Here is a 21,197-nt window from a genome sequence, read left to right on the forward strand (position 1 = left end):
GGAAGGAAGCTGGAATGAATTCTGCGGACATTATTGATCCGGGCGCTCTACATGAAGAGAGCATCGTCATCGATGGACTCATCATCGCGAAGTGGGAAAGGGAGCTGTTCCTGGATATGCGCAAGGGCGGCTTGACTGCTGCCAACTGCACGGTGTCCGTCTGGGAGGGATTCCAGGAAACCGTAAACAACATCCTGGACGTGAATCAGCTCATTGTAGAGAACAGCGAACTCGTGATGCCTGTCCGCACGACGGCCGACATCCAGGCGGCGAAGGATGCCGGAAAGACGGGAATCATACTCGGCTTCCAGAATGCGCACGCCTTTGAAGATCAGCTGGGATACGTCAGTATCTTCAAACAATTGGGCGTGGGTGTCGTGCAACTCTGCTACAACACCCAAAATCTCGTAGGCACAGGCTGCTACGAACGAGACGGGGGGCTCTCTGGCTTTGGGCGTGAAGTCGTCGCGGAGATGAACCGCGTCGGTATCCTCTGCGATCTATCGCATGTGGGGTCGAAGACATCGGAAGAAGTCATTCTCGAGTCCAGCAAGCCCGTCTGCTATTCGCACTGTCTTCCGTATGGGCTCAAGGCTCACCCCCGAAACAAGTCGGATGAAGAGCTTCGCTTTATTGCCGACCATGGCGGCTTCGTGGGTGTCACAATGTTCGCGCCATTCCTGGCTAAGGGAACTGATTCCACCATCGATGACTACGCGGAAGCCATCGAGTACGTCATGAACATAGTGGGAGAAGACTCAGTAGGAATCGGGACTGACTTCACCCAGGGCCAGGACCTCAATTTCTTTGAGTGGCTGACCCACGACAAGGGATATGCCCGCCGACTGACGAGTTTTGGGGAGATCATCAACCCGCTTGGAATCCGTACTGTAGGCGAGTTTCCAAACCTGACGGAAACGCTGCTGAAGCGCGGACACTCCGAGCGCGTCGTCCGCAAGATCATGGGTGAGAACTGGATGGGCGTTCTTCGGGAGGTCTGGGGGTCATGATGTACTCACCCGAGGTGCCCATTAACGTCGACCCCGAGAGCGGTCGGTGGACCACAGATTCCCTCCCCATGCTCTATGTTCCCCTACACTTCTTCGTGAACAACCACAAAGCAATCGAAAAAGAACTTGGGGTCGAGCGGTACTCCACCTTGCTATACGACGCCGGGTACAAATCGGCCTGGACATGGTGCGAACACGAAGCCGAGCTGCACAATCTTGCAGGTGCGGATGTATTCGAGCACTACCTGAAGCGACTTTCTCAGCGCGGCTGGGGGCTCTTTGACGTGCTCGACTTTGACCTTGCTCAAGGCACGGCGTCCGTCAGTGTAAAGAATACGGCCTTCCATCAGCCCGAATCCGAGAATGCCACCGGGGACTACATGTTCACCGGCTGGTTCTCCGGCGCAATGGACCAGATCCTGCACGCCCAGGGCAGCAACGTTCGAACAACAAGCCATCAGGCTCATTGGCAAGGCCAGTACGGCGCCGAGTATGGACTATTCCGTGTTGCTCCGCGATAACTGCATTGAGGGAAGAATATCCCCGCCGAGGTCAATGGATCCGGCTGTGTCATCCGTCAGGAAGCTGAAAATTCTGTTCCGGAAGAGCAATACGTGGCGGCCGGCAATGCTCTCCGCGGCATCGGGGTCGTGTCTTTCATAGGCATCAATCAGCTCCGAGTGGTCCTTTCGGACCTCAATAAAGTGCTGCTCCAGCGTCTTCCACGACGTGGCACCGCCAAAGGCCAAATAGCCCAACCGTTGTCCGTGATCATGAATCGAACAGGCGAGGTTGGCTAAGTAGCCGTTGCCCGCCAGCGTGGCCTCCAGCCGATGCAACTCCGCATTGCTGGAGGCCACTTCTTCGGGGCGCTCGTGCTCGATCGCACGGATGACTTTGTTTTCCGCTTTCCGCAGCTTGGCAATGCCGGCTGCATTGCATCTCACTGCAACGAGTCGGCCGATCGCCCTGGCTGAGACCATGTGTGCTTCAAAAAGACTGGATAAATCTTGGATATCGAGGGGCTTCACAAAGAACCCCCTCCTATCAGGATCCGACACTACAAGCCCCTCGGAGACCAGCCGGAAAAGCGCCTCGCGCGCAGGAGTACGGCTAATACCGAGCATTTCGCTTAGCCCAAGATCATCGATAACGGATCCCGGAGCGAGTTGAAGAGTCATTACCTTCTTCTTGATCTCGCTATAAGCCCGCTCCATTACCGTTCTGGGACGACTGGCCATCTCTCCTGCTTCCTGTATTACAGCGGTATACGCACGGCACTATGCTACAGAGCGGAACCGGGGCAGAGGTGACAACACTTGAGAATGTCGCTGTCGGGGCCACCGACACTCGCATAACCCTTCGCGGAAAGCGTGCGGCCGACTGCTAGGCGAACGTGATTGACACTGGAGCATTGGAGGTGCCGTCCTGCCGGACGGCTAGCCCCGAACTTGGCGCGCCCCGTGCAGGCCGCAAGGAAGCAAAACTGGGCGCAAAGGCGATCGCCCGCGAAATTCAAAAGGTTGAGGCCGCGTAGAAGATATTCAAAAAAGATCCGCTAAAACGCTTGATCACGACGGCGCCAACACCTATCTTTAGCTTGATCAAACGCTTAAGCAGGACCGGGCATCAGAGTTGATGCCTGCAGCTACCACCCTTTGCGAGGAAGCAAACATGACCCATGATTTTTCTCGGCGCCACGTCCTGCAAGGCACAGGAGCAGGAGCACTCGCCCTGTTCATGTGCAGCGGCATGCCCATCACGGCCGCCCAGGCCCAGGGATCACTGCGTGCCGTCTACCACCTGACCCCGCCGTCCGGCTGGCTGTGCGACCCGCAGCGCCCGGTGTATGCCAACGGCGCCCACCACCTGTACTACCTGCACTCCGGGCAGAACAACGGCCCCGGCGGCTGGGACCACGCCACAACCACCGACGGGGTGACCTTCACCCATCACGGCGTCGCGCTGCCGCTGCAGCCAGACTTTCCCGTGTGGTCGGGCTCGGCAGTCGTCGACACGTCAGACACTGCGGGCTTCGGCGCGGGGGCCATCGTGGCGCTCGCGACGCAGCCCACCGACAACATCCGCAAGTACCAGGAGCAGTACCTGTACTGGTCAACCGACGGCGGCTACACCTTTACGGCACTCCCCAATCCGGTGATCGTCAATACCGACGGCCGGACCGCGACGACACCGGCGGAGATCGAGAACGCGGAATGGTTCCGCGATCCCAAGATCCACTGGGATGCGGCGCGCGGCGAGTGGGTATGCGTAATCGGCCGAGCTCGATACGCAGCGTTCTACACCTCACCGAATTTGCGCGACTGGCAGCTGAAACGCAACTTCGACTACCCGAATCACGCGCTTGGCGGCATCGAGTGCCCCGACCTTTTCCAAATGACCGCCAATGACGGAACACGGCACTGGGTGCTCGGCGCCAGCATGGACGCCTACAGCATCGGCCTGCCGATGACCTTCGCCTACTGGACAGGCGCCTGGAATGGCGAAGAATTTATCACCAACAACCTCGACCCGCAGTGGCTCGATTGGGGCTGGGACTGGTACGCCGCCGTGACCTGGCCGGCGGTCGATGCGCCGGACGAGCGACGGTACGCGGTCGCCTGGATGAACAACTGGAAGTACGCCGCGCGCGATGTTCCCACCGATGCCTCCGACGGGTACAACGGCCAGAACTCGATCGTGCGCGAGCTGCGCCTGGAGCGTCAGCCAGAAGGCTGGTACAGCCTGCTCAGCACCCCGGTCGGGGAGCTCTCAAATTACGTCAGCTCGACAACCGTGCTGCCCGACCGCACCGTGAACGGGAGCGCAGTGCTGCCGTGGAGCGGCAGCGCCTACGAGCTCGAACTCGACATCTCGTGGGATGCTGCCGCGAACGTCGGCGTATCGGTGGGGCGCTCCGCCAACGGCACGCGCCACACGAACATCGGCAAGTACGTTGACGAGGTCTATGTCGACCGCGCCCCTTCGGACCAGGGCGGCTTCTCGCTCGTGCCGTACACCCGTGCGGCGGCGCCCATCGACGCCGCCGCACGAGCAGTGCACCTGCGCATTTTCGTCGACAAACAGAGCGTCGAAGTCTTCGTCAATGCCGGGCAAACGGTGCTCTCGCAGCAGGTGCACTTCGCAGACGGCGACACCGGAATCTCGCTGTACGCCGACGGCGGCCCTGCGACCTTCTCCGGAATCACCATCCGCGAATTCAGCTAGGACCTGAACCAGGCTGCCGGCCCTCAGGAGCTTCCTGTCGGCCGGCAGTACGCTGTCGTCCGAAGCTTCCGAAACCGGAGGTCCGGGGGAAGTATGAGGCTGCTTCCGCGCCGTCCGCATCCTCCGGATTAAGACCAGCGAAAGAATAAACCTAAACTTTGCTAAAACGCTTGATCAGGTTTCCGATTGGGGCTAGATTACAAGTGATCAAACGTTTTAGCAGAAATGGACATCAGTGCCGATGAAACGCTCAGTCTTCTTCCAGCCCTCCGATGGATGGGTTGGCGATCTTATCCCCTTCGAGAAGGACGGGGAGTTCTGGCTCTTCTACCTTCACGAGGTCCGCTCAGACCCGAAGCCGGGAACGTCGTGGAACCTTGTCACCACCAAAGGCCTCACGCAGTTTGAGGACCAGGGTGTTTCGCTCCACCACGGAAGCGACACCGATCTGGACTTCAACGCTTACACGGGCAGCGTCGTCGTCGATGAAAGCGGCAACCACCGCCTGTTCTACACGGGACAGAACCCACGGAACCTCGGACCGGACGGCGTTCCACTGCAACTGGTCATGCAGGCCACCAGCACCGATGGCATGCAGACCTGGGTGAAGCACCCCGAGCTCACTTTCGGCGCCCCGGACGGCTATGAGTCCGGGGACTGGCGGGATCCGTTCGTCTTCCGGGATGAGGCGGCAGGCCAGTGGCGGATGCTGCTGGCGGCACGGCACTCCGCAGGACCTGAACGCCGCCGCGGCGTCATTGCGCAGTGTGTGTCCGATGACCTGGTGAACTGGCGGCACACCGAACCGTTCTGGGATCCGCGCCGCTACATCACGCATGAGTGCCCGGATGTCTTCGCGTGGGGTGACTGGTGGTACATGGTCTACTCGGAGTTCTCCGAATCGTTCACCACCCGGTACCGCATGGCCAAGAGCCCCGACGGCCCGTGGACGGTACCGGACCTGGACAGCATCGACGGGCGCGCCTACTACGCCTCAAAGACCGCGGAGCGGGACGGGCGCCGCTTCTTTTTCGGCTGGATCGCCAGCAAGGACGGCAACCGCGACGACGGACCCTGGCAGTGGGCAGGCACGATGTCCGTCCTGGAAGCCCGCCAAAATGCGGACGGAACGCTCGGGTTCGCCTTCGCCGATGAACTGGTGGACAGCTTCTGGGAGGACGTGCCGGTGTCCCTGGCACACGAACTGCCCACCCGGCTCAACGTCCCGGACGGATACACCGCCGTCGTCTCGGAGGAAGACCTGCCCGGCCAGTTTTACGCGAAGGCAGTGCTGGACATTGCCCCCGGGACAACGGAATGCGGTCTGCTGCTGCGCTCAGGGCCGGACGGTGACCAGTCCTACGTGCTGCGCCTGGAACCGAAGCGCGGCAGGCTGGTCTTCGACCGGTGGCCAAGGACCAGCACCGGAGACGCGCAATGGCACGTCTCCGGCGACATTCCGTTCCACATCGAGCTGGAACGCCCGTGCGACCTTTCCCCCGGCGAACACACCCTGGAAGTCATCGTCGACGGCGACATCTGCGTTGCCGTCCTGGACCGGCAGGTGGCCCTCAGCACCAGGATCTACGACTTGCCCGCGGGGCGGATCGGCGTTTTCGCCGGCGAAGGATCCGTCACCGTCACTGAACTTCAAATACGTCAGCGCACCGACAACTAAATAACCACCACCCTCATCCTCCGTTCCAATCAAAGGAGATTGCCCTCATGAAAAAACTCTTCCGTGCTGCCGCTGTCGCAGCCGTCACCGCCCTGGCTTTGACAGCCTGCGGCGGCGGAGGGTCCAGTGACCCTTCCAACGTCAGCCCCACCGGGGAAATCAAGGCCCGTGAAATCTCGTGGCTGCTTTCGCGGCCAGCCGACGGGGCCGTCATCAACATCATGAAGAAGCTGGCGGACGAGTACGCCAAAGACCACCCGGGCTTCGAACTGAAGCTCATCACCACTCCCGACCGGCCCTCCTACATCCAAAAGCTCGAGACGCTGGCCGCGGCCAACAAGCTCCCCGAGCTCTTCGACACCGACGCCACGCCCTTCGCCCAGCAGCTGGTCAAACAAGGCAAAATGGTGGACGCCGAAAAGCTGCTGAAGTCCCTGGACGTCTACGACGACTACCGGCCCAGCGCGCTGGATTACCAACGGTTCGACGACGGGTCCCTGAACATGATCCCGTTCCAGTTCGAGCTGGAGTTCGTCTGGTACAACAAGGCCCTGCTGCAGAAGGCCGGGGTCGCCGTCCCGAAGTCCCTCGATGACATCCCCGCCATGTGCACCGCCCTGCGCGATGCCGGCATCACCCCCATCGCCATCGACGGCCAGGACCAGTGGCCGCTCGAGCGGTACGTCGCCTACCAGCCGTTCCGTGAAGCCGGGCCGGACTTCATCCAGAAGCTCAAGAAGGGCGAAGCGAAGTTCTCTGACCCCGCAGGCCAGAAGACCGTCGAATGGCTGGCGGCGCTCGGCAAGGCCAAGTGCTTCCAGGATGGCTTCTCATCCCAGGGCTACTCCGACGCCCAGAACCAGTTCACCTCCGGCCAGGCAGCGATGTACAACATCGGCACCTGGGAACTGCCCAGCCTGGCCACGGACAAGCTGAACCCTGCAGTGCGCGAGGACATCGATTTCTTCACCCTGCCCACCACTGCAGGATCCGTCACGGCGGCAAACGAGTTCGTGTCGCCGTCGGGCATTGGAATGGCCGTCAACTCCAAGACCTACGACCCGCTGGTCAGCGACTTCCTGAAGTTCGCGCTGAAGAAGTACCCGGCCGAGTACGCGGCCACCGGTGCGCTCTCGCCGACCACCAATGTGGAGACCGCCCTGCCGGCCAACGCCACGCCCTTGTACAAGAAGGCCCTGGAGAAGGCCAACGACCTCGGGGGCAAGCAGGCCATGCCGTGGGACACTCAGCTTGACCCGACAACCAACGGCCGGCTGCAGCAGGAGCTAGTGCTCCTCGTCCAGGGCAACATCACGCCCGAACAGTTCACCAGCACGATGGACAGCACCATCGCGCAGAACGCCCCGAAGTTCTTCAAGTAATCACAGCGGTGGGGGCTGCGGCTGCGGCCCCCACCCGAAAGGCCTAGCCATGCTCCCCAACAGGTCACGACTTTCCGTCCTGGTGTTCCTGCTCCCACCCTTGCTCCTGTACTGCGTCGCCGTGCTGTTCCCCATCGTGCAGTCGCTGTTCCTCAGCTTCTTCTCCTGGAACGGCATCAGCGACATGGAGTTCGTAGGGCTCGCCAACTACGTGCGGATGCTCACCGCAGACGACATCTTCTGGCGCTCCTTCTTCAACGCCCTCGGATATCTGGCCATCTGCCTGGTGCTGCAGCTCGGCGGTGCCCTGCTCGTGGCCAGCCTCCTCACCTCGATGCGACGCGGCCGCGAGCTCATCAAGACCCTCTACCTGCTGCCGGCGGTGATCTCCACCGTGGCCATCGCGTTCCTCTTCGTGCGCATCTACTCGATCGAACCGGTTGGCCTGCTCAACCAGCTCCTGCACTGGATCGGCCTCGGCGCCCTTGAACGGCCGTGGCTCTCGGACATCAACACCGTCCTCACCGCAGTATCGGCTCCGGAAGGGTGGCGGTTCACCGGCCTGTACATGCTCATCATCTACGCGGCGCTGCTGTCCGTCCCGCAGGAACTTGAGGAGGCGGCCCGCCTCGACGGCGCCTCGCGGTGGCAACTGTTCACCAAGATCCGCTTCCCGCACATCATGCCCGTCTGGATCACCACCACGATCATGGCAACCACCTACGGCCTGCGCGGCTTCGACATCCCCTACCTCATGACCAACGGCGGCCCCGGACAGTCCTCGGAGCTGCTGACCACCTACATGTACAAGACGGCCTTCTCGAGCACCGATTTCGGATACGCCAGCACCATCGCCGTATTCATCGTCGTCGAGTGCCTGGTGGCCGTCGGGCTCATCCTCTTCCTGCTCAAACGAAAGGCGGACGCATGACCGCGCCGGCAGCTCCGATCACCAGGCCTGTGGCAGTCCCATCAGACAGCCTGCCGCCGCTCCGCCGCCGCAAGCCGCCCAGCCTCCACAGCACCCTGTCAAGAGTGCTCATCGCCCTCATCGTCATCGTGCAGGTCTACCCCCTCGCCTGGCTTTTCATCACCAGCCTCCGCACCGAACACGACTTCGCGACCGGCGACCCCTTCGCACTGCCAAAGTCCCTGACGTGGGATAACTACGCCCGCGCCTTCGAGACGGGCAACCTCTGGTTGAACATCCTGAACAGTTTCATCGTCACCATGGGAGCCAATGTCCTGATTGTGCTGCTGGGAATGATGGCAGCCTATGCGTTGCAGGTCCTCGGGTTCCGGTTCAGCAAGTTCGTCCGCAGCCTTTTCCTGGTCGGCATCATCGTGCCCGTCCAGATCGCCCTCGTGCCGCTCTTCATCGACTACTCAACCATCAACCTGCTCGACACCTACCCGTCGATGATCATTCCCCTGGCCGGCTTCGCCCTTCCGATGTCGATCTACCTTTTCTCGTCGTTCTTTGAATACATCCCCCGGGAAACGTACGAGGCCGCGTCCCTTGACGGAGCAGGTCCCTACCGGATCTTCGGACTCATCACGCTGCCCCTTTCGGTAAATACGGTCGTGACGGTCGTCCTGGTCAACAGCATCTTCATCTGGAACGATTTCATCTTCGCCAACACCTTCGTCCTTTCCGAAGAACTGAAGACCATTCCACTGGGCCTGCAGAACTACATCGGCGCCATGGGAAAGACGGACTGGACGGCCACGTTTGCCGCCGTCTGCATCACCATCACGCCCCTGCTGCTGGTCTTCCTCGTGCTGAACAAAGCCATGATCCAGGGCTTGGAGAGCGGTGGGAGCAAGGGATGACAGCAGGAACAGCCGGATATACTCCTCAAGGAGGGCTCATGAATTCGCAGGAGAATAGTTCGGTCACACCGCTGGGTGCGGCTGCACCCCTCAAACGTCCCGGGCGCCCTCAACCCGTCACGCTCCGGCAGGTAGCCGAGGCCGCCGGCGTTTCGACTGCCACCGTCTCCCTTGTAGTGAACAAGAAAAAGACTGCCCGGATATCCGACGAAACCCGCCAGCGCGTGCGGGACGCCATCCGGGACCTGGGCTATCGGCCGAACGCCATGGCGCAAACCCTGGTCAGCGGGAGTTCGCGGTTCATCGGGCTCGTGGCCGATGCCATTGCCACCACCCCTTTTGCCGGCCAGATCATCCACGGCGCCCAGGATGAAGCCTGGAAGCACGGCTACGCCCTTCTCATCGCCAACACCGAAGGCAACCGCGAGCTCGAGACGGACGCGATTGCCATGATGCTTGAATACAAGGTGCGCGGAATCCTCTACTCCACCTGGTTCCACCGGCCCACGGACATCCCGGCCTCCCTGAAGGAGTCGGACTTCGTCCTCGTCAACTGCTTTTCCACGGAACCAGGCTCCCGGGCCGTGGTCCCGGATGAAGTACAGGGCGGCCGTTCAGCCACGGAGATCCTGCTGAAACACGGCCACCGCCGGATCGCCTTCATCAACGCCACCATCCCGGCCCCGGCTAAGGACGGACGACTCCAGGGCTACAGGGAAGCGCTGGAAGCGGAAGGCATCCCGTTCGACGCGGGCCTGGTCCTGGAAGCCTACCCAGACCAGGAAGGCGGGTACGGGGCGACCGAGGAACTCCTCAAGCGCGAAGCCACTGCCGTGTACTGCTACAACGACCGAATGGCGATGGGGCTATACGACGGGCTTCGCGAGCACGGGCTCTCCATCCCCGAGGACATAGCAGTGGTGGGATTCGATAACCAGGAAGTCATCGCCGCCCACGTCCGACCCCCGCTTTCCACCGTCGCTCTCCCCCACTACGAACTGGGCGCAGCCGGAGTGCGGATGCTCCTGGGCCTTGAAGAAGCACCGGCCGCTGACCCCACAAAAATCCACTGTCCCACCGTGGAACGGAACTCGGTGCGGGCTCTGGCCCCCGCATAGCCGCACCCAGGAATTGGCCTTGTCGTCCCCCATCGAGCGATGACGGCGACGAGCCGTGCGTTCGCCCGTACAGCCAGGTCGAGCCTGTCGGATTCCGGTGGTGGTTTCCGACAGGCTCGATCACCGCTACTCGTCAGCGGTGCAGGCGGTTGGGTACTACCGTCCGATTACGGCGGAGACCTTAAGAAGATCTCCCAGCGTGCTCATCACCCTGTCCGTGACCTCGCCGACCCCGCCAATCCCGTCAACCCTGGCGAGGATGCCGCGGCCGGCATACTTGGCCACCACGGCCTCGGTCTGCTCGTGGTACAGGTCCAGCCGGTGCCGGATGACGGCTTCCGTGTCGTCGCTCCGGCCGGTTTCCTTGGCACGGCCCAGCAGGCGCGTGACCAGCTCCTCGTCGTCAGCGGTCAGCTGCAGGACGACGTCGAGCTTCTGGTCACCGTTGGCCAGGATTGAGTCAAGATAGTCCACCTGTGCCGTGGTCCGGGGGTAGCCGTCCAGGAGGAAGCCGGCGTCCACGTCATCCTCGCTGAGGCGCGACCTGACCATTTCGTTGGTGACGCTGTCCGGAACGAAATCCCCGTTGTCCATGTACTTTTTCGCCTCCACGCCCAGCGGGGTCTCGCCCTTGACGTTGGCGCGGAAGATGTCGCCGGTGGAGATCGCCACAACGCCGAGGCGTTCGGAAATCTGTTCCGCCTGCGTTCCCTTGCCCGAACCGGGCGGGCCAATAATCAGCATTCTGGTCATTCAGATGTCCCTTCGTGGTGCCGCTTTTTTGTCGGTGGTGCCCTCAAGCAGGGTACGACGGCGGGAGGTCCCGCCGTCGTCCCGGGGCCTTTTGTGCTGCTACCGGTAGTTATGGTGCAGCGGGCGGTCAGGTGCGGGCGGGCCTGACAAGGGTGCTGCTTCTAGAAGAAGCCGAGCTTGTTCTCTGAGTGGCTTACCAGGAGGTTCTTGGTCTGCTGGTAGTGGTCCAGCATCATGGAGTGGTTTTCACGTCCGATGCCCGAGGACTTGTAGCCGCCGAACGCTGCCCCGGCAGGGTAGGCGTGGTAGTTGTTCACCCACACCCGGCCGGCCTGGATCTCGCGGCCGGCACGGTAGGCCACGTTGCCGTTGCGCGACCAGACGCCGGCGCCAAGGCCGTACAGGGTGTCGTTAGCAATGCTGACTGCGTCCTTGTAGTCGCCGAAGCGTGCAACGGAGACCACCGGGCCGAAGATCTCCTCCTGGAAGATCCGCATCCAGTTGTGCCCCTCAAAAATGGTCGGCTGGACATAGAAACCGCCGGCCAGGTCCCCGTCAAGCTCCGACTGCGCACCGCCGGCCAGGATTTTGGCGCCCTCTTCGAGTCCGATGTCGATGTAGGAGAGGATCTTCTCCATCTGGCCCACCGATGCCTGGGCACCGATCTGGGTGTTGGTATCCAGCGGGTTGCCCTGGATGATCTGTTCTGTCCTGGCCACGGCATCAGCCATGAAGGAATCGTAGATACCGTCCTGGACGAGGGCACGGGAGGGGCTGCTGCAGACTTCGCCCTGGTTGAAGGCGTAAAGGGTGAAGCCCTCCAGCGCCTTGTCGTAGAACGCGTCGTTGGATTCGGCAACATCGTTGAAGAAGATGTTCGGGCTCTTGCCGCCGAGTTCCAGGGTGACCGGGATCAGGTTCTGGCTGGCGTACTGGCTGATCAGGCGCCCCGTGGAGGTCTCGCCGGTGAACGCGATCTTGCGGATCCGCGGGCTGGAGGCCAGCGGCTTACCCACTTCCGCCCCGAAGCCGTTGACGATATTCAGCAGGCCCGCAGGCAGCAGGTCCGCAATGAGTTCCGCCAGGACCAGGATGGAGGCCGGGGTGTTGGAAGCGGGCTTGAGCACCACCGCGTTGCCGGCCGCCAGGGCAGGAGCCATCTTCCAGACGGCCATCAGGATGGGGAAATTCCACGGGATAATCTGGCCCACGACGCCGAGGGGTTCGTGGAAGTGGTATGCCGTGGTGTCGTCGTCGAGCTGGGACAGCCGGCCTTCCTGGGCGCGGATGGCGGAGGCAAAGTAGCGGAAGTGGTCCGCAGCGAGCGGAATGTCCGCATTCAACGTTTCGCGGATGGGCTTGCCGTTGTCCCACGATTCGGCGACGGCGAGCATCTCAAGGTTCGCGTCGATCCGGTCGGCGATCTTGTTCAGCACGGCGGCGCGCTCTGTGGCCGAAGCCTTGCCCCACGCCGGTGCGGCTTTGTGCGCGGCATCGAGTGCGAGCTCAACGTCCGCGGCGGCGCCACGTGCCACCTCGGTGAATTGCTTTCCGTTCACCGGGGAAACGTTCTCGATGTATTGGCCGGTCGTTGGAGCCACCCATTCTCCGCCGATCCAGTTCTCATAGCGGTCCTTGAACTGGACCTTGGATCCTGATTGGCCGGGCTGTACATAAACAGTCATGGTCACTCCTCTGGAAAACAGACGTCTTCGTCCTGGCCCCCATGCTAGAACTTCAAAGGTTGCAACCAGGCTGCGAAGGTGTGCAGCGAGGTCCTTACTCGGCGATGTCCTCGGCCCATAGTTCAGGGTGTTCGTCCTGGAAGGTGCGCATCATCTCGACGCATCGGGCATCATTCAACACCACCACTTCGACGCCGCGTGAGCGGAGAAGTTCGAATTCGCCGGGGAACGTCTCGGCCTCGCCCACCACCACGCGCGGAATCTTGAATTGGATGATGGTCCCCGTACACATCGCACACGGCGCCAGGGTTGTGTAGAGGGTTGTGTCCCGGTAGCTCTTCTGGCGTCCGGCAGCCCGCAGAGCAGACATCTCGCCGTGGGCGATGGGATCGCCATGCTGGACACGCTTGTTGTGGCCGCTGGCAATGACCACCCCGCCTCGGGCCAAGGCAGCACCGATCGGGATGCCGCCCTCTTGGAGGCTCTTTTGTGCGGCCTCGTAGGCAGCCTCGAAGACCGGGTCTGTGGTTCGTTCAGTTTCAGACATGGGTGCAGTCTAAATCGCGCGCGTCGAGGAATTGTTGCTGACCGCTGACATAGGCGGTCAGCGGGCAAACGTCCCGCTAAAGCATGCGGAACCTGATCGTTGACCACGTGGAGCGACGTGAGTACTCTGGGTCAACTATCCATCCTTGCCGTGGAGGCAGCCATGGGCGGCAATTCCAAAAGCAGCATCGACTACGAATTCCTGACCGTCTGGCGCGTCGCCGGGACCCTGCACGAGGTTATGGACATTCTGGGCGATGCCGGAACACTGGCCCGCTGGTGGCCCTCGGTGTATTTGGCTGTTGTGCCACTCGATCCAGGCAACCCGGATGGCAGTGGAAAGGCGTTCTCCCTACATACCAAGGGTTGGCTGCCGTACACCCTGAAGTGGCGGCTCACCGTCACCGAGCCCATCACGGAGCATGGATTCGCAATCTCCGCGCACGGTGACCTCAACGGCACCGGACGCTGGACCTTCGAACAGGACGGGCCAGAAACGGTTGTCACCTATGACTGGCGGGTCAGTGCGGCAAAACCGCTACTGCGTCGGTTGAGCTGGCTGCTCAGGCCCGCCTTTTCCGCAAATCACCGTTGGGCAATGGCCCGCGGACAGGAAGCCCTCGCTCTGGAATTACGACGACGGCGGACTGGCGCGGATCTCTCCAATATCCCCCAGCCTGCGCCGCCCACGTTTGCAAGCCGGTACCGCCGGCCAGGGAGGACAACCCAGGCCTGACAAGAAAGAGCCGGCCGGGCCATGTCAAGCGGCCTTGACACCGGGTGGCCACGTTCGGCCCGGACTTCTTATGGGATTCGCAGCCGGCGGCGAGCTTCCCGACGATCGCTGACGCGCCCCATCAAATCCGCAACCTCGGACGAGGACGAGCCCAGCCAGGACGGCAAGGGCTGAGGGTTAGTCTTTGGCCAGGTTTTCCCTCAGCAGGGCGCGGTGTTCGACGGCGGCCTGCCGGTGGAGTGCGCGGCCGGCGTCGGTGAGTTCCAGGAACAGCGAGCGCCGGTCATCTTCGCAGGACTTGCGGGAAATCAGTCCGGCTTTGTCGAGCCGGTCCACCACCTTGGACATGGCGCTCTGGGTCATCGGCGTGCGCTCACCGAGTTGCTTCATGCGGCATGCCGCGTCGGTGCTTTCGGCCACGAGGTCCAGGATTTCAAACTCCGTCAGGCCGATGCTGAACTTCGACTCCAGCGCACGGTCCAGCGCCCCGGCGGTATGGAAGTACGTTGTCTGGATGCTGCGCCATTGCTCAACCAGCTGCTGGTCCTGCGGTTTTGCCATGCAGCGATTCTAGTTCATGACGAATTAAAAGTCCACGTCATAATATTCCTTGTCATTCAATGACGTGTCATATAAGTTGTAGCCATGACTTCAACTTCCACCCTTGAAAGATCAGCCGGAGGCCGGCTTACAGCCGTGCGCTGGACCGGTGCACAATGGATGCTCCTCCTGGTCCTGTGCACCGTCCTGGCACTCGACGCACTGGACGTATCAATGGTCGGTGTGGCCCTGCCCTCGATCGGCACAGAACTTAATCTCGGAACCGAATCCCTCCAGTGGATCGTCTCCGCCTACGTGCTCGGCTACGGAAGCCTGCTCCTGCTCGGCGGACGGATGGCGGACCTGCTCGGCCGGCGGCGCATCTTCCTGATTGCGCTCAGCGTCTTCGCCGCCGCATCCCTGCTCGGCGGACTGGTGGATGACCCGGCCCTGCTGATCGCCACCCGTTTCGTCAAGGGCCTGGCCGCTGCATTCACGGCTCCCGCTGCCTTCTCGATCATCACCACCAGCTTCGCGGAGGGGCGCGAACGCAACCGCGCCTTGTCCATCTTCACCACGTTCGGCGCCAGCGGATTCTCCCTCGGCCTGGTTGTGGGAGGCCTCATGACCTCCCTGAGCTGGCGCTGGACCTTCCTGGTCTCCGTTCCGGTGGCAGTCGCCGTCGTGATCCTTGGCCTGAGGTACATCCCCCGGGACGGAGCCGCAGGCCAGGCCCCAGACGGGGAACCCGAGAGCGGGCATGACGTCTGGGGCGCCATCACGCTCGCGGGAGGCATGCTGGGGCTGGTGTACACGCTGGTAGCGGCGCCGGGGAACGGCTGGGGATCTGTGGCAACTATCGCCGGATTCGTGGCCTCCACCGCGGTGCTGGCAGCGTTCGCCGTGATCGAAAACCGCGTCAAACACCCCCTGATCCGGTTCAGCATCCTCAGGGAAGGCTGGGTTGCCCGGGCCAACCTCAGTGCCGTGGGGCTGTTCGGTTCATACCTGAGTTTCCAGTTCATCCTGACGCTCTATCTGCAGTCCGCGCTGGGCTGGAGCCCCCTTGGCATGGCCCTGGCGCTGCTCCCGACCGGCCTGCTGGTTGCCTCGAGCGCACCCTTCGCGGACCGGCTGATCGAGAGATTCGGCGCCCCGCGGCTGATCCTGACCGGGCTGGCGGCGTTGACGCTCGGATACGTGCTGTTCCTTCGCGTGGGCACCTCGCCCAATTACGTGACCGACATTCTGCCGTCCGTCCTGCTGCTGGGCGTCGGTTTCGCCCTGGCCTTCCCGTCCATCAACGTCCAGGCCACTGCTGGCATCCGGGATTCCGAGCAAGGCCTGGCCGCAGGCCTGATCCAGACCAGCACCCAGGTCGGTGCCGCCCTGGTGCTGGCCGTCACCACGGCGATGGTGAGCGGTCACGGCAATGCGCCCGAGGCGGGTGCCGCCGTCGATGCCGCCGCGATGCTGGAACAGTACCGGCCGGGCCTGATCCTGAGCGCGGCGGTGGCCGTGGCTGCCCTCCTCGTTGCCGCGACGCCCAGGCTGTCGCTGGGCAAAAGGCGAGAGTCGGAAGTGGAGTCCGGCGAGCGCCTCTTGGACACACAATGAGCCTTGAGCAACCGAGAGCAGTTGAAACCGGCCTAAGCCGCGCCGGGACCACAGCCCTAAAGCTCCCCACGGCCCCCGGAATGCCGATAGCGGATCCGCCCTGTTGCTACGCGGCAGGCAGCGGGCTGGCTTGAATGATGATGTTTTTCCCCCATAGGTCTTCCGTAAGACACGTGATCAGGACGAGACGGCCCGGCGCCTTGTCCCAGATCGCGCTGTCCTTCAGGGTGTCCTTGTACTCCGTGGTGACCCGATCGATTTTGTAGTGGACCGGTCCTTCTGCCGTGGTGACGGTCAATACATCACCAGGTTGTGACAGGGAACTGATGTTGTTGAATGGGGACGCCCGCCCCTCCCAGCTGTGCCCAACGATGTAGGTGGTGTTAGTGGACCAGGCGCCAGGGACCCCGTACGGGGTAAGCCAGTAGGCGTCCGCGGTGTGTGGAGGAACGATGGAACCGAGGCTCGTCTCCTGCTCAGTCGGAGACAACGGCAGGACGGCTTGATCCATCTCCACCGCCCCATACGTGATGTGCAATGGCGGTGAGCCAGTAGAGGAAGCGTCGGCCTCCTCCAGTGCATTGTTAGGCGGGCTTGCGGCGAGGAAGGACTGCGGTGGGGCGGAAGTTTGCGGACTCGTTGTAACTGTCGGTGAAGACCCCCACCCCAAAAGCACTGCGGCCACCGATACCCCACCAACGAGCGAGCGGACCACCGCCGCCCTGCCCACGGTCCTCGCCTTCCGCTTTCCAGCACGAGCGCGCCCGGCCGACGACGAACGCCCCACCAGGTGCGCCGGGCCCGGCGTGCGGAGGTGCCGGCCGCTTGGAACAGATCCCCGCCGCAAGCCTCTACTCCTGACTGCTCCGACGCCTACCGGCTACCGGCCTGACGGCAAATACGATTGCTGTGGTTACTGCAAGAGCGGCAGCGATTGCGCCGAAAACCGCCAGGCCTCCGTTTGACGGACTTACCGCCGTGTCAATGTTGGTGCCCTTGTTCCTGCCCAGCCCGCCCGTGTCGGCCAGTGGCACTGCCGATGCAGAGGGGGTGGATTCCGTCTCGTTAGCCCGCGGCGTGGTGGTGTCAGTTGCCGTCGGTGAAGGGCTTGGGGTCGTCGTCGCAGACGTCGTCGCAGCGGCAGTCTCTGTCGCAGTTGCAGTCGTTGTCGCAGTTGCAGTCGTTGTGGCGCAGGAAGGACTGGTAAACACGTTCGTATCCAGTGAGACCTGCCCGTTACGGGCCAGTGCCCGCCCCTCTACTGTTGCGCCGGTCTCGACAGTTATCGACGTGAGGGCAAGAATGGTCCCTTTGAAACTTGAGGCGGTGCCCAAAGTAGCTGAGCTGCCAACCTGCCAGAACACGTTGCAGGCTTGGGCGCTGTTGGTCAGGATGATACTGCTGGCCGAAGCGGTGATTAGCGTCGAAGCTGCTTGGAAGACAAATACGGAGTTGGGATTGCCTTGGCCGTCAAGAGTGAGCTGCCCGCTGAGTCCCAACGAGGAAGTGGACCCGTAGACGCCTTCCGTCAGGGTCCTGCCCACCAGGTCGCCCGTAACGCTGGTAGTCAACGGTTGGCCTGCGGCGTTGTTGTAGGCAATGGTCACGTCTGACTGCGCTTGCTGGGCCACTGCATCTGCTGCGTGGGTGGCTCCGGCCGAATTGCCTGGCGGAAACCCGGTGATCGTAGTCCCTGGGCTGACGCCCAGGTCCCTCTGGAGTGTAGTGGGACCAGTGTTGGTCACTGTGGTGCCGGCAAGCACGGAGTAGGAGGTGGCGGTGCCTAAATTGACCGGGGTGGCCGCGAAGGCCGGCACCTGCTGCAACAGTAAGGCCGCGGCCAAGAAAACAACGCCGGTTGCGCCGCCTGCTGCTGTTCGACGGCGAAATACCCTCGAAGTGTGCTTTTGTGACCCAAGATGCGCAGAATTGTGTTTCATGGCAGTCCCTTCCCCAGTAGGGCCAACGCCCTAAGACACTGCCCCACAAATTTGTAAGGGAGCTTACTAACGGACTGTACGCCCGAAACTGCGGCGGACCTAAGGCGTGCGTTGGCTGAAAACCGGCCCTTAGGGCGGCCCAGCAATTGCCGGCGAAGGCTTGGGCTCTATCCACGCAGGTCAGTGTCGAATGGTGCCGTTCGGACCGATTTCCGACACCTCCATATTCGCCGAATAATTAATCGAATATTTGGATAAATGTCGGACGGATCAACAGCGAGACCACATCATCGAGGATGTCTTGGAGGGCTCGCTGCAGCGAGCCCTGCGGAGACCGCCGCCGAAGGCGCCTCTCCCACCGAAGTGACGGAAGAGTCCAAGGAATAAGAGCACGTCAGCTCCACCGAAGCACCGGCTACTCTTCGATCTCGCCGCCGAACGCACGCAGGTTCTGGCGGAAGGTGAAGCCGGGGACTGTGCCCGCGCCGCGAGGTATTCCGCCAGGCGCTCCTGGCTACGGAAACGTGGTGCCCATGAGCATTTTCGCGGCCTGGGAGCGTTCACTTTCCCCGACCGGGACCTCCTCGCCAGGGTGCAGCCGCTGCCCGCCGGCATCGAGGCCTCGGTCTGGGACCTCCGCTCCGAGCCCGAGGGCATCGCGCTGGACGCCATCGACGCTACCCGTACCAGCCCCTTCGCCTGCCGAAGGCATAAAGTACACGGCGGCCCCGGTAGCCGATGCCTGCCGCAATACTCCCCGAAATGTGTCCTCCCGGCCTTCCCGCTGCTCTCTGGGCGCTCCCCTGTGATTGGGGCTATTAGCCCGCCTCTATCACTGGCTGCACGTCAGTCCTACACTGGTTTGCACTCAGCGGTTGCGTGTATGAGGGAGAAGATCATGGCGGTCATCGAGCAGGTGCGTGAAGGAATGCACGTCGTAGCGTCGGATGGGAAGAAGATCGGCAAGGTCGAGGCCCTGAAAATGGGTGATCCGGAGGCAGTGACGTCGGACGGCCAAACCGACCCCGAGACAGGAGGCCTCGTCAACACCGTGATCGATGGATTTGCTGCGACCTCCAATTTGCCCCGCCACACCGCAGAAAGGCTGCTGCGGGTCGGCTACGTGAAGGTCGACAGATCCGGTTTGTTGACCGGCCACGCGTACTTCGCATCGGATGAGCTGGACCGCGTTGAGGGCGATACGTTGTGGCTCATAGAGATACGGCACGCGGATCAAGAGGAAATGACAAAATAGCGTCCGCCGCGGAAAACAGCGGACGACGGCGGGATGTCCCGCCGTCGACCGCTGCTCTCTCTGCTTGGCTCAGTAAGCCTTAACCCGCTGTTCCACGATGAGATGGATGAGGGCAAAGACGCCGTCTTCATCGATGGCCGCAAGGGCGGCGTCCAGTGCGGCGGGAACGTCGCAGTCCTCGGTGACAGTGATCCCGAAACCGCCGAAAGCCCGGGCCATCAGGCCGAAGTCCGGGTTCTTCAGCTGGGTCCCGGACACGCGTGAGGGGTAGTGCCGCTCCTGGTGGGTGCGGATGGTGCCGTATTCCTGGTTGTCCATGACGATCACCAGCGGCGTGGCACCGTACTGGGCCGCGGTGGCCAGCTCCTGGCCGTTCATGAGGAACTCCCCGTCCCCTGCGATGGTGACCACGCGGCGCCCGGGTTCGGCAAGTGATGCCGCGATGGCCGAAGGCACCGAGTAGCCCATGGAGCCGTTACGGGCGCTGATCATGGAGGCGTAGCGGCGTGTGGGGAAGTAGCGGTGGGCCCAGTTGGTGTGCTCGCCCGCGCCGAACGTCACCAGGGAGTCCTCCGGCAGCCTGGGCACCAGGTTAGCCATCAAAGTGTCCATCCGTGCCTGCCCCGCTGCCGGCGCCGCCGCGGGTAGTGCGGCGAACCGCTCCTGCTCGCCCCGCATCCGGTCCGTCCACGCTTTCCACTCTTCCTTCACCGGGAGGTCGATGCCCACCAGGTCACGGACAAAGGCCTCGGGCTTGGCCAGAATCTGCCGTGAAACGGGCCCCGACCGGCCACGGAGTGAGGGGTCGGCTGCGACCAGGAAGTTCTTCTTGTTCCAGTCCTGCCGGCACACGAATCCGTCCGTGATCACGTCGCCCGGCACGGTCCCCACAAACACCAGCAGGTCCGTTTCCTCGAGCAGGTCGTACGTGGGACGGGGGCGGCCGTAGCCAATGGGGCCCACATAAGACGGGGAATCAAACGAGACCGTTCCCTGCGTCCGCCACTCAGCTGCCGCCGGGATGCGGTGCCGTTCCAGCCATCCCGTCAGCTGGTCCGCCGCTTCCTGAGTCCAGTCGTTGCCGCCGGTGACAAAGAGCGGCTTGCTGGATTCTGCCAGCGCAGCCCCCAGGGCGGCGGCGTCTGTGCTGCTCATGCCGCCGGCCGCCACGGGGATGGCGGGGTGCAGCCCCGGGTCGATCTGCTGCCGGATGATGTCCTCCGGGAGGCCCACCACCACCGGACCCGGCCGTCCGCTCATCGCAGCAAACATCGCCTCGGCCACGATCTCGGACGCCCGTTCCGCATGGTCAAGGACCATCACGCGCTTCGCGCCGGTATCGAACCAGGCCTTGATGTCGAACTCCTGGAACGCCTCCCGGTCCCGGTGCGCGAACGGGATCAGGCCGACGAACAGCAGCATAGGGGTGGAGTCCTGCCACGCGGTGTGCAGCCCCACATGCGCGTTGGCTGCGCCGGGCCCGCGGGTCACCATCGCTATGCCCGGGCGCTGGTGCATCTTCCCGTCGGCCTCGGCCATGTAGGAGGCGCCGCCCTCGTGCCGGCAGACGATCGTTTCAATCTCCGAGCTGTGCAGTCCGTCCAGGACGTCCAGGAAGCTTTCGCCGGGAACCACATAGGTGCGCTCCACACCGTGGGCCACCAGCGAATCAACAATCACGTGCCCGGCCGACTTCAGGGCGGGGCGGCTGCCTGCGTGGGATGCGTCCGGATGCCAGGCCTGCCCGGAACCTTGATCGGGAATTACGACGGCGGCGGGGAGGGTGCGGGATGCGGTCAGGGTTGCTTCGGTTTCCGTTGTCATGGGCTTTCTTTGGCTGTTCGGACTGGTTTGGATGCGCTGAGAGGACGGTGCG

General features: G+C 62.7%; 19 protein-coding genes. 11 read left to right on the forward strand and 8 right to left on the reverse strand.

Going from position 1 to position 21,197, the window contains the following annotated elements; genetic code table 11:
• Nucleotides 1–32 precede the first annotated feature (32 nt).
• Nucleotides 33–1,010 (forward strand): dipeptidase, encoded by a 978-nt coding sequence (locus NIBR502772_RS22030; protein WP_141142226.1) that lies wholly within the window; start codon nucleotides 33–35, stop codon nucleotides 1,008–1,010.
• Entirely contained in the window at nucleotides 1,010–1,531 is a 522-nt protein-coding gene (locus tag NIBR502772_RS22035; protein ID WP_246848836.1) for a DUF5943 domain-containing protein, read from the forward strand. The genes NIBR502772_RS22030 and NIBR502772_RS22035 overlap by 1 nt, the downstream gene beginning before the upstream one ends.
• Here the strand turns inward: NIBR502772_RS22035 and NIBR502772_RS22040 are convergent.
• Entirely contained in the window at nucleotides 1,508–2,191 is a 684-nt protein-coding gene (locus NIBR502772_RS22040; RefSeq protein WP_210412349.1) for a GntR family transcriptional regulator, read from the reverse strand. The two genes, NIBR502772_RS22035 and NIBR502772_RS22040, sit on opposite strands and share 24 nt — an antisense overlap.
• 493 nt (nucleotides 2,192–2,684) lie before the next feature.
• On the opposite strand from NIBR502772_RS22040, the gene NIBR502772_RS22045 reads away from it, so the two are divergent.
• From NIBR502772_RS22045 to NIBR502772_RS22070, 6 genes are all read left to right on the forward strand, one after another.
• Nucleotides 2,685–4,238 (forward strand): glycoside hydrolase family 32 protein, encoded by a 1,554-nt coding sequence (locus NIBR502772_RS22045; protein WP_141141823.1) that lies wholly within the window; start codon nucleotides 2,685–2,687, stop codon nucleotides 4,236–4,238.
• Nucleotides 4,239–4,479: 241 nt separating this feature from the next.
• Nucleotides 4,480–5,916 carry a GH32 C-terminal domain-containing protein gene (locus tag NIBR502772_RS22050; protein ID WP_141141824.1) on the forward strand — a complete coding sequence of 479 codons (1,437 nt, stop codon included), beginning with the start codon at nucleotides 4,480–4,482 and terminating at the stop codon, nucleotides 5,914–5,916.
• Between the two features lie 47 nt (nucleotides 5,917–5,963).
• Nucleotides 5,964–7,298, forward strand: coding sequence for an ABC transporter substrate-binding protein (locus NIBR502772_RS22055; RefSeq protein WP_141141825.1), 1,335 nt, complete (start codon nucleotides 5,964–5,966; stop codon nucleotides 7,296–7,298).
• A 49-nt stretch (nucleotides 7,299–7,347) separates the two neighbouring features.
• On the forward strand, nucleotides 7,348–8,229 hold the full coding sequence (locus NIBR502772_RS22060) for a carbohydrate ABC transporter permease (RefSeq protein WP_056341101.1): 882 nt from the start codon (nucleotides 7,348–7,350) through the stop codon (nucleotides 8,227–8,229).
• Nucleotides 8,226–9,131: a carbohydrate ABC transporter permease gene (locus tag NIBR502772_RS22065; protein ID WP_141141826.1), complete on the forward strand. Its 906-nt coding sequence runs from the start codon at nucleotides 8,226–8,228 to the stop codon at nucleotides 9,129–9,131. Before NIBR502772_RS22060 ends, NIBR502772_RS22065 begins: the two co-directional genes overlap by 4 nt.
• Before the next feature lie 38 nt (nucleotides 9,132–9,169).
• Nucleotides 9,170–10,249, forward strand: coding sequence for a LacI family DNA-binding transcriptional regulator (locus NIBR502772_RS22070; protein ID WP_141141827.1), 1,080 nt, complete (start codon nucleotides 9,170–9,172; stop codon nucleotides 10,247–10,249).
• 156 nt (nucleotides 10,250–10,405) lie between these two features.
• On the opposite strand, the gene NIBR502772_RS22075 is transcribed toward NIBR502772_RS22070, so the two are convergent.
• The 3 genes from NIBR502772_RS22075 to NIBR502772_RS22085 form a co-directional block, all read right to left on the reverse strand.
• Nucleotides 10,406–10,993, reverse strand: coding sequence for an adenylate kinase (locus tag NIBR502772_RS22075; protein WP_210412475.1), 588 nt, complete (start codon nucleotides 10,991–10,993; stop codon nucleotides 10,406–10,408).
• 170 nt (nucleotides 10,994–11,163) lie between these two features.
• Complete coding sequence (locus NIBR502772_RS22080; protein ID WP_104061588.1) at nucleotides 11,164–12,687, reverse strand: aldehyde dehydrogenase family protein; 1,524 nt, start codon at nucleotides 12,685–12,687, stop codon at nucleotides 11,164–11,166.
• 94 nt (nucleotides 12,688–12,781) lie between these two features.
• Nucleotides 12,782–13,234: a nucleoside deaminase gene (locus NIBR502772_RS22085; RefSeq protein WP_141141829.1), complete on the reverse strand. Its 453-nt coding sequence runs from the start codon at nucleotides 13,232–13,234 to the stop codon at nucleotides 12,782–12,784.
• A 162-nt stretch (nucleotides 13,235–13,396) separates the two neighbouring features.
• Here NIBR502772_RS22085 and NIBR502772_RS22090 point away from each other — a divergent pair, with 162 nt between their 5' ends.
• Nucleotides 13,397–13,969 carry an SRPBCC family protein gene (locus NIBR502772_RS22090; RefSeq protein ID WP_141142228.1) on the forward strand — a complete coding sequence of 191 codons (573 nt, stop codon included), beginning with the start codon at nucleotides 13,397–13,399 and terminating at the stop codon, nucleotides 13,967–13,969.
• Between the two features lie 177 nt (nucleotides 13,970–14,146).
• Here NIBR502772_RS22090 and NIBR502772_RS22095 read toward each other — a convergent pair whose 3' ends face one another.
• A complete protein-coding gene (locus NIBR502772_RS22095) occupies nucleotides 14,147–14,530 on the reverse strand; it encodes a MarR family winged helix-turn-helix transcriptional regulator (RefSeq protein WP_141141830.1) in 384 nt (127 codons plus the stop codon).
• A gap of 84 nt (nucleotides 14,531–14,614) precedes the next feature.
• On the opposite strand from NIBR502772_RS22095, the gene NIBR502772_RS22100 reads away from it, so the two are divergent.
• Nucleotides 14,615–16,126, forward strand: a complete 1,512-nt coding sequence (locus NIBR502772_RS22100) for an MFS transporter (RefSeq protein WP_141141831.1) — start codon at nucleotides 14,615–14,617, stop codon at nucleotides 16,124–16,126.
• Nucleotides 16,127–16,232: 106 nt separating this feature from the next.
• Here the strand turns inward: NIBR502772_RS22100 and NIBR502772_RS22105 are convergent, their stop codons facing one another.
• The gene (locus NIBR502772_RS22105; RefSeq protein WP_141141832.1) at nucleotides 16,233–16,637 is read right to left on the reverse strand and encodes a class F sortase; all 405 of its coding nucleotides are present in this window, start codon (nucleotides 16,635–16,637) and stop codon (nucleotides 16,233–16,235) included.
• A gap of 340 nt (nucleotides 16,638–16,977) precedes the next feature.
• On the reverse strand, nucleotides 16,978–18,066 hold the full coding sequence (locus tag NIBR502772_RS22110) for an ice-binding family protein (protein WP_141141833.1): 1,089 nt from the start codon (nucleotides 18,064–18,066) through the stop codon (nucleotides 16,978–16,980).
• An 898-nt stretch (nucleotides 18,067–18,964) separates the two neighbouring features.
• On the opposite strand from NIBR502772_RS22110, the gene NIBR502772_RS22115 reads away from it, so the two are divergent.
• The gene (locus NIBR502772_RS22115; protein ID WP_141141834.1) at nucleotides 18,965–19,321 is read left to right on the forward strand and encodes a hypothetical protein; all 357 of its coding nucleotides are present in this window, start codon (nucleotides 18,965–18,967) and stop codon (nucleotides 19,319–19,321) included.
• A 69-nt stretch (nucleotides 19,322–19,390) separates the two neighbouring features.
• Here NIBR502772_RS22115 and NIBR502772_RS22120 read toward each other — a convergent pair whose 3' ends face one another.
• Nucleotides 19,391–21,145: a thiamine pyrophosphate-dependent enzyme gene (locus NIBR502772_RS22120; RefSeq protein WP_141141835.1), complete on the reverse strand. Its 1,755-nt coding sequence runs from the start codon at nucleotides 21,143–21,145 to the stop codon at nucleotides 19,391–19,393.
• Between the last annotated feature and the right edge of the window lie 52 nt (nucleotides 21,146–21,197).

Origin of the sequence: Pseudarthrobacter sp. NIBRBAC000502772 (assembly GCF_006517235.1) — a bacterium.
In the GTDB taxonomy this organism is placed as follows: Bacteria; Actinomycetota; Actinomycetes; order Actinomycetales; family Micrococcaceae; genus Arthrobacter.

Coding starts and splice junctions, on each gene's coding strand:
- NIBR502772_RS22035 (WP_246848836.1), top strand. CDS start 1,010: ATGTACTCACCCGAGGTGCCCATTAACGTCGACCCCGAGAGCGGTCGG.
- NIBR502772_RS22040 (WP_210412349.1), bottom strand. CDS start 2,191: ATGACTCTTCAACTCGCTCCGGGATCCGTTATCGATGATCTTGGGCTA.
- NIBR502772_RS22045 (WP_141141823.1), top strand. CDS start 2,685: ATGACCCATGATTTTTCTCGGCGCCACGTCCTGCAAGGCACAGGAGCA.
- NIBR502772_RS22050 (WP_141141824.1), top strand. CDS start 4,480: ATGAAACGCTCAGTCTTCTTCCAGCCCTCCGATGGATGGGTTGGCGAT.
- NIBR502772_RS22055 (WP_141141825.1), top strand. CDS start 5,964: ATGAAAAAACTCTTCCGTGCTGCCGCTGTCGCAGCCGTCACCGCCCTG.
- NIBR502772_RS22060 (WP_056341101.1), top strand. CDS start 7,348: ATGCTCCCCAACAGGTCACGACTTTCCGTCCTGGTGTTCCTGCTCCCA.
- NIBR502772_RS22065 (WP_141141826.1), top strand. CDS start 8,226: ATGACCGCGCCGGCAGCTCCGATCACCAGGCCTGTGGCAGTCCCATCA.
- NIBR502772_RS22070 (WP_141141827.1), top strand. CDS start 9,170: ATGAATTCGCAGGAGAATAGTTCGGTCACACCGCTGGGTGCGGCTGCA.
- NIBR502772_RS22075 (WP_210412475.1), bottom strand. CDS start 10,993: ATGCTGATTATTGGCCCGCCCGGTTCGGGCAAGGGAACGCAGGCGGAA.
- NIBR502772_RS22080 (WP_104061588.1), bottom strand. CDS start 12,687: ATGACTGTTTATGTACAGCCCGGCCAATCAGGATCCAAGGTCCAGTTC.
- NIBR502772_RS22085 (WP_141141829.1), bottom strand. CDS start 13,234: ATGTCTGAAACTGAACGAACCACAGACCCGGTCTTCGAGGCTGCCTAC.
- NIBR502772_RS22090 (WP_141142228.1), top strand. CDS start 13,397: ATGGGCGGCAATTCCAAAAGCAGCATCGACTACGAATTCCTGACCGTC.
- NIBR502772_RS22095 (WP_141141830.1), bottom strand. CDS start 14,530: ATGGCAAAACCGCAGGACCAGCAGCTGGTTGAGCAATGGCGCAGCATC.
- NIBR502772_RS22100 (WP_141141831.1), top strand. CDS start 14,615: ATGACTTCAACTTCCACCCTTGAAAGATCAGCCGGAGGCCGGCTTACA.
- NIBR502772_RS22105 (WP_141141832.1), bottom strand. CDS start 16,637: ATGGATCAAGCCGTCCTGCCGTTGTCTCCGACTGAGCAGGAGACGAGC.
- NIBR502772_RS22110 (WP_141141833.1), bottom strand. CDS start 18,066: ATGAAACACAATTCTGCGCATCTTGGGTCACAAAAGCACACTTCGAGG.
- NIBR502772_RS22115 (WP_141141834.1), top strand. CDS start 18,965: ATGGCGGTCATCGAGCAGGTGCGTGAAGGAATGCACGTCGTAGCGTCG.
- NIBR502772_RS22120 (WP_141141835.1), bottom strand. CDS start 21,145: ATGACAACGGAAACCGAAGCAACCCTGACCGCATCCCGCACCCTCCCC.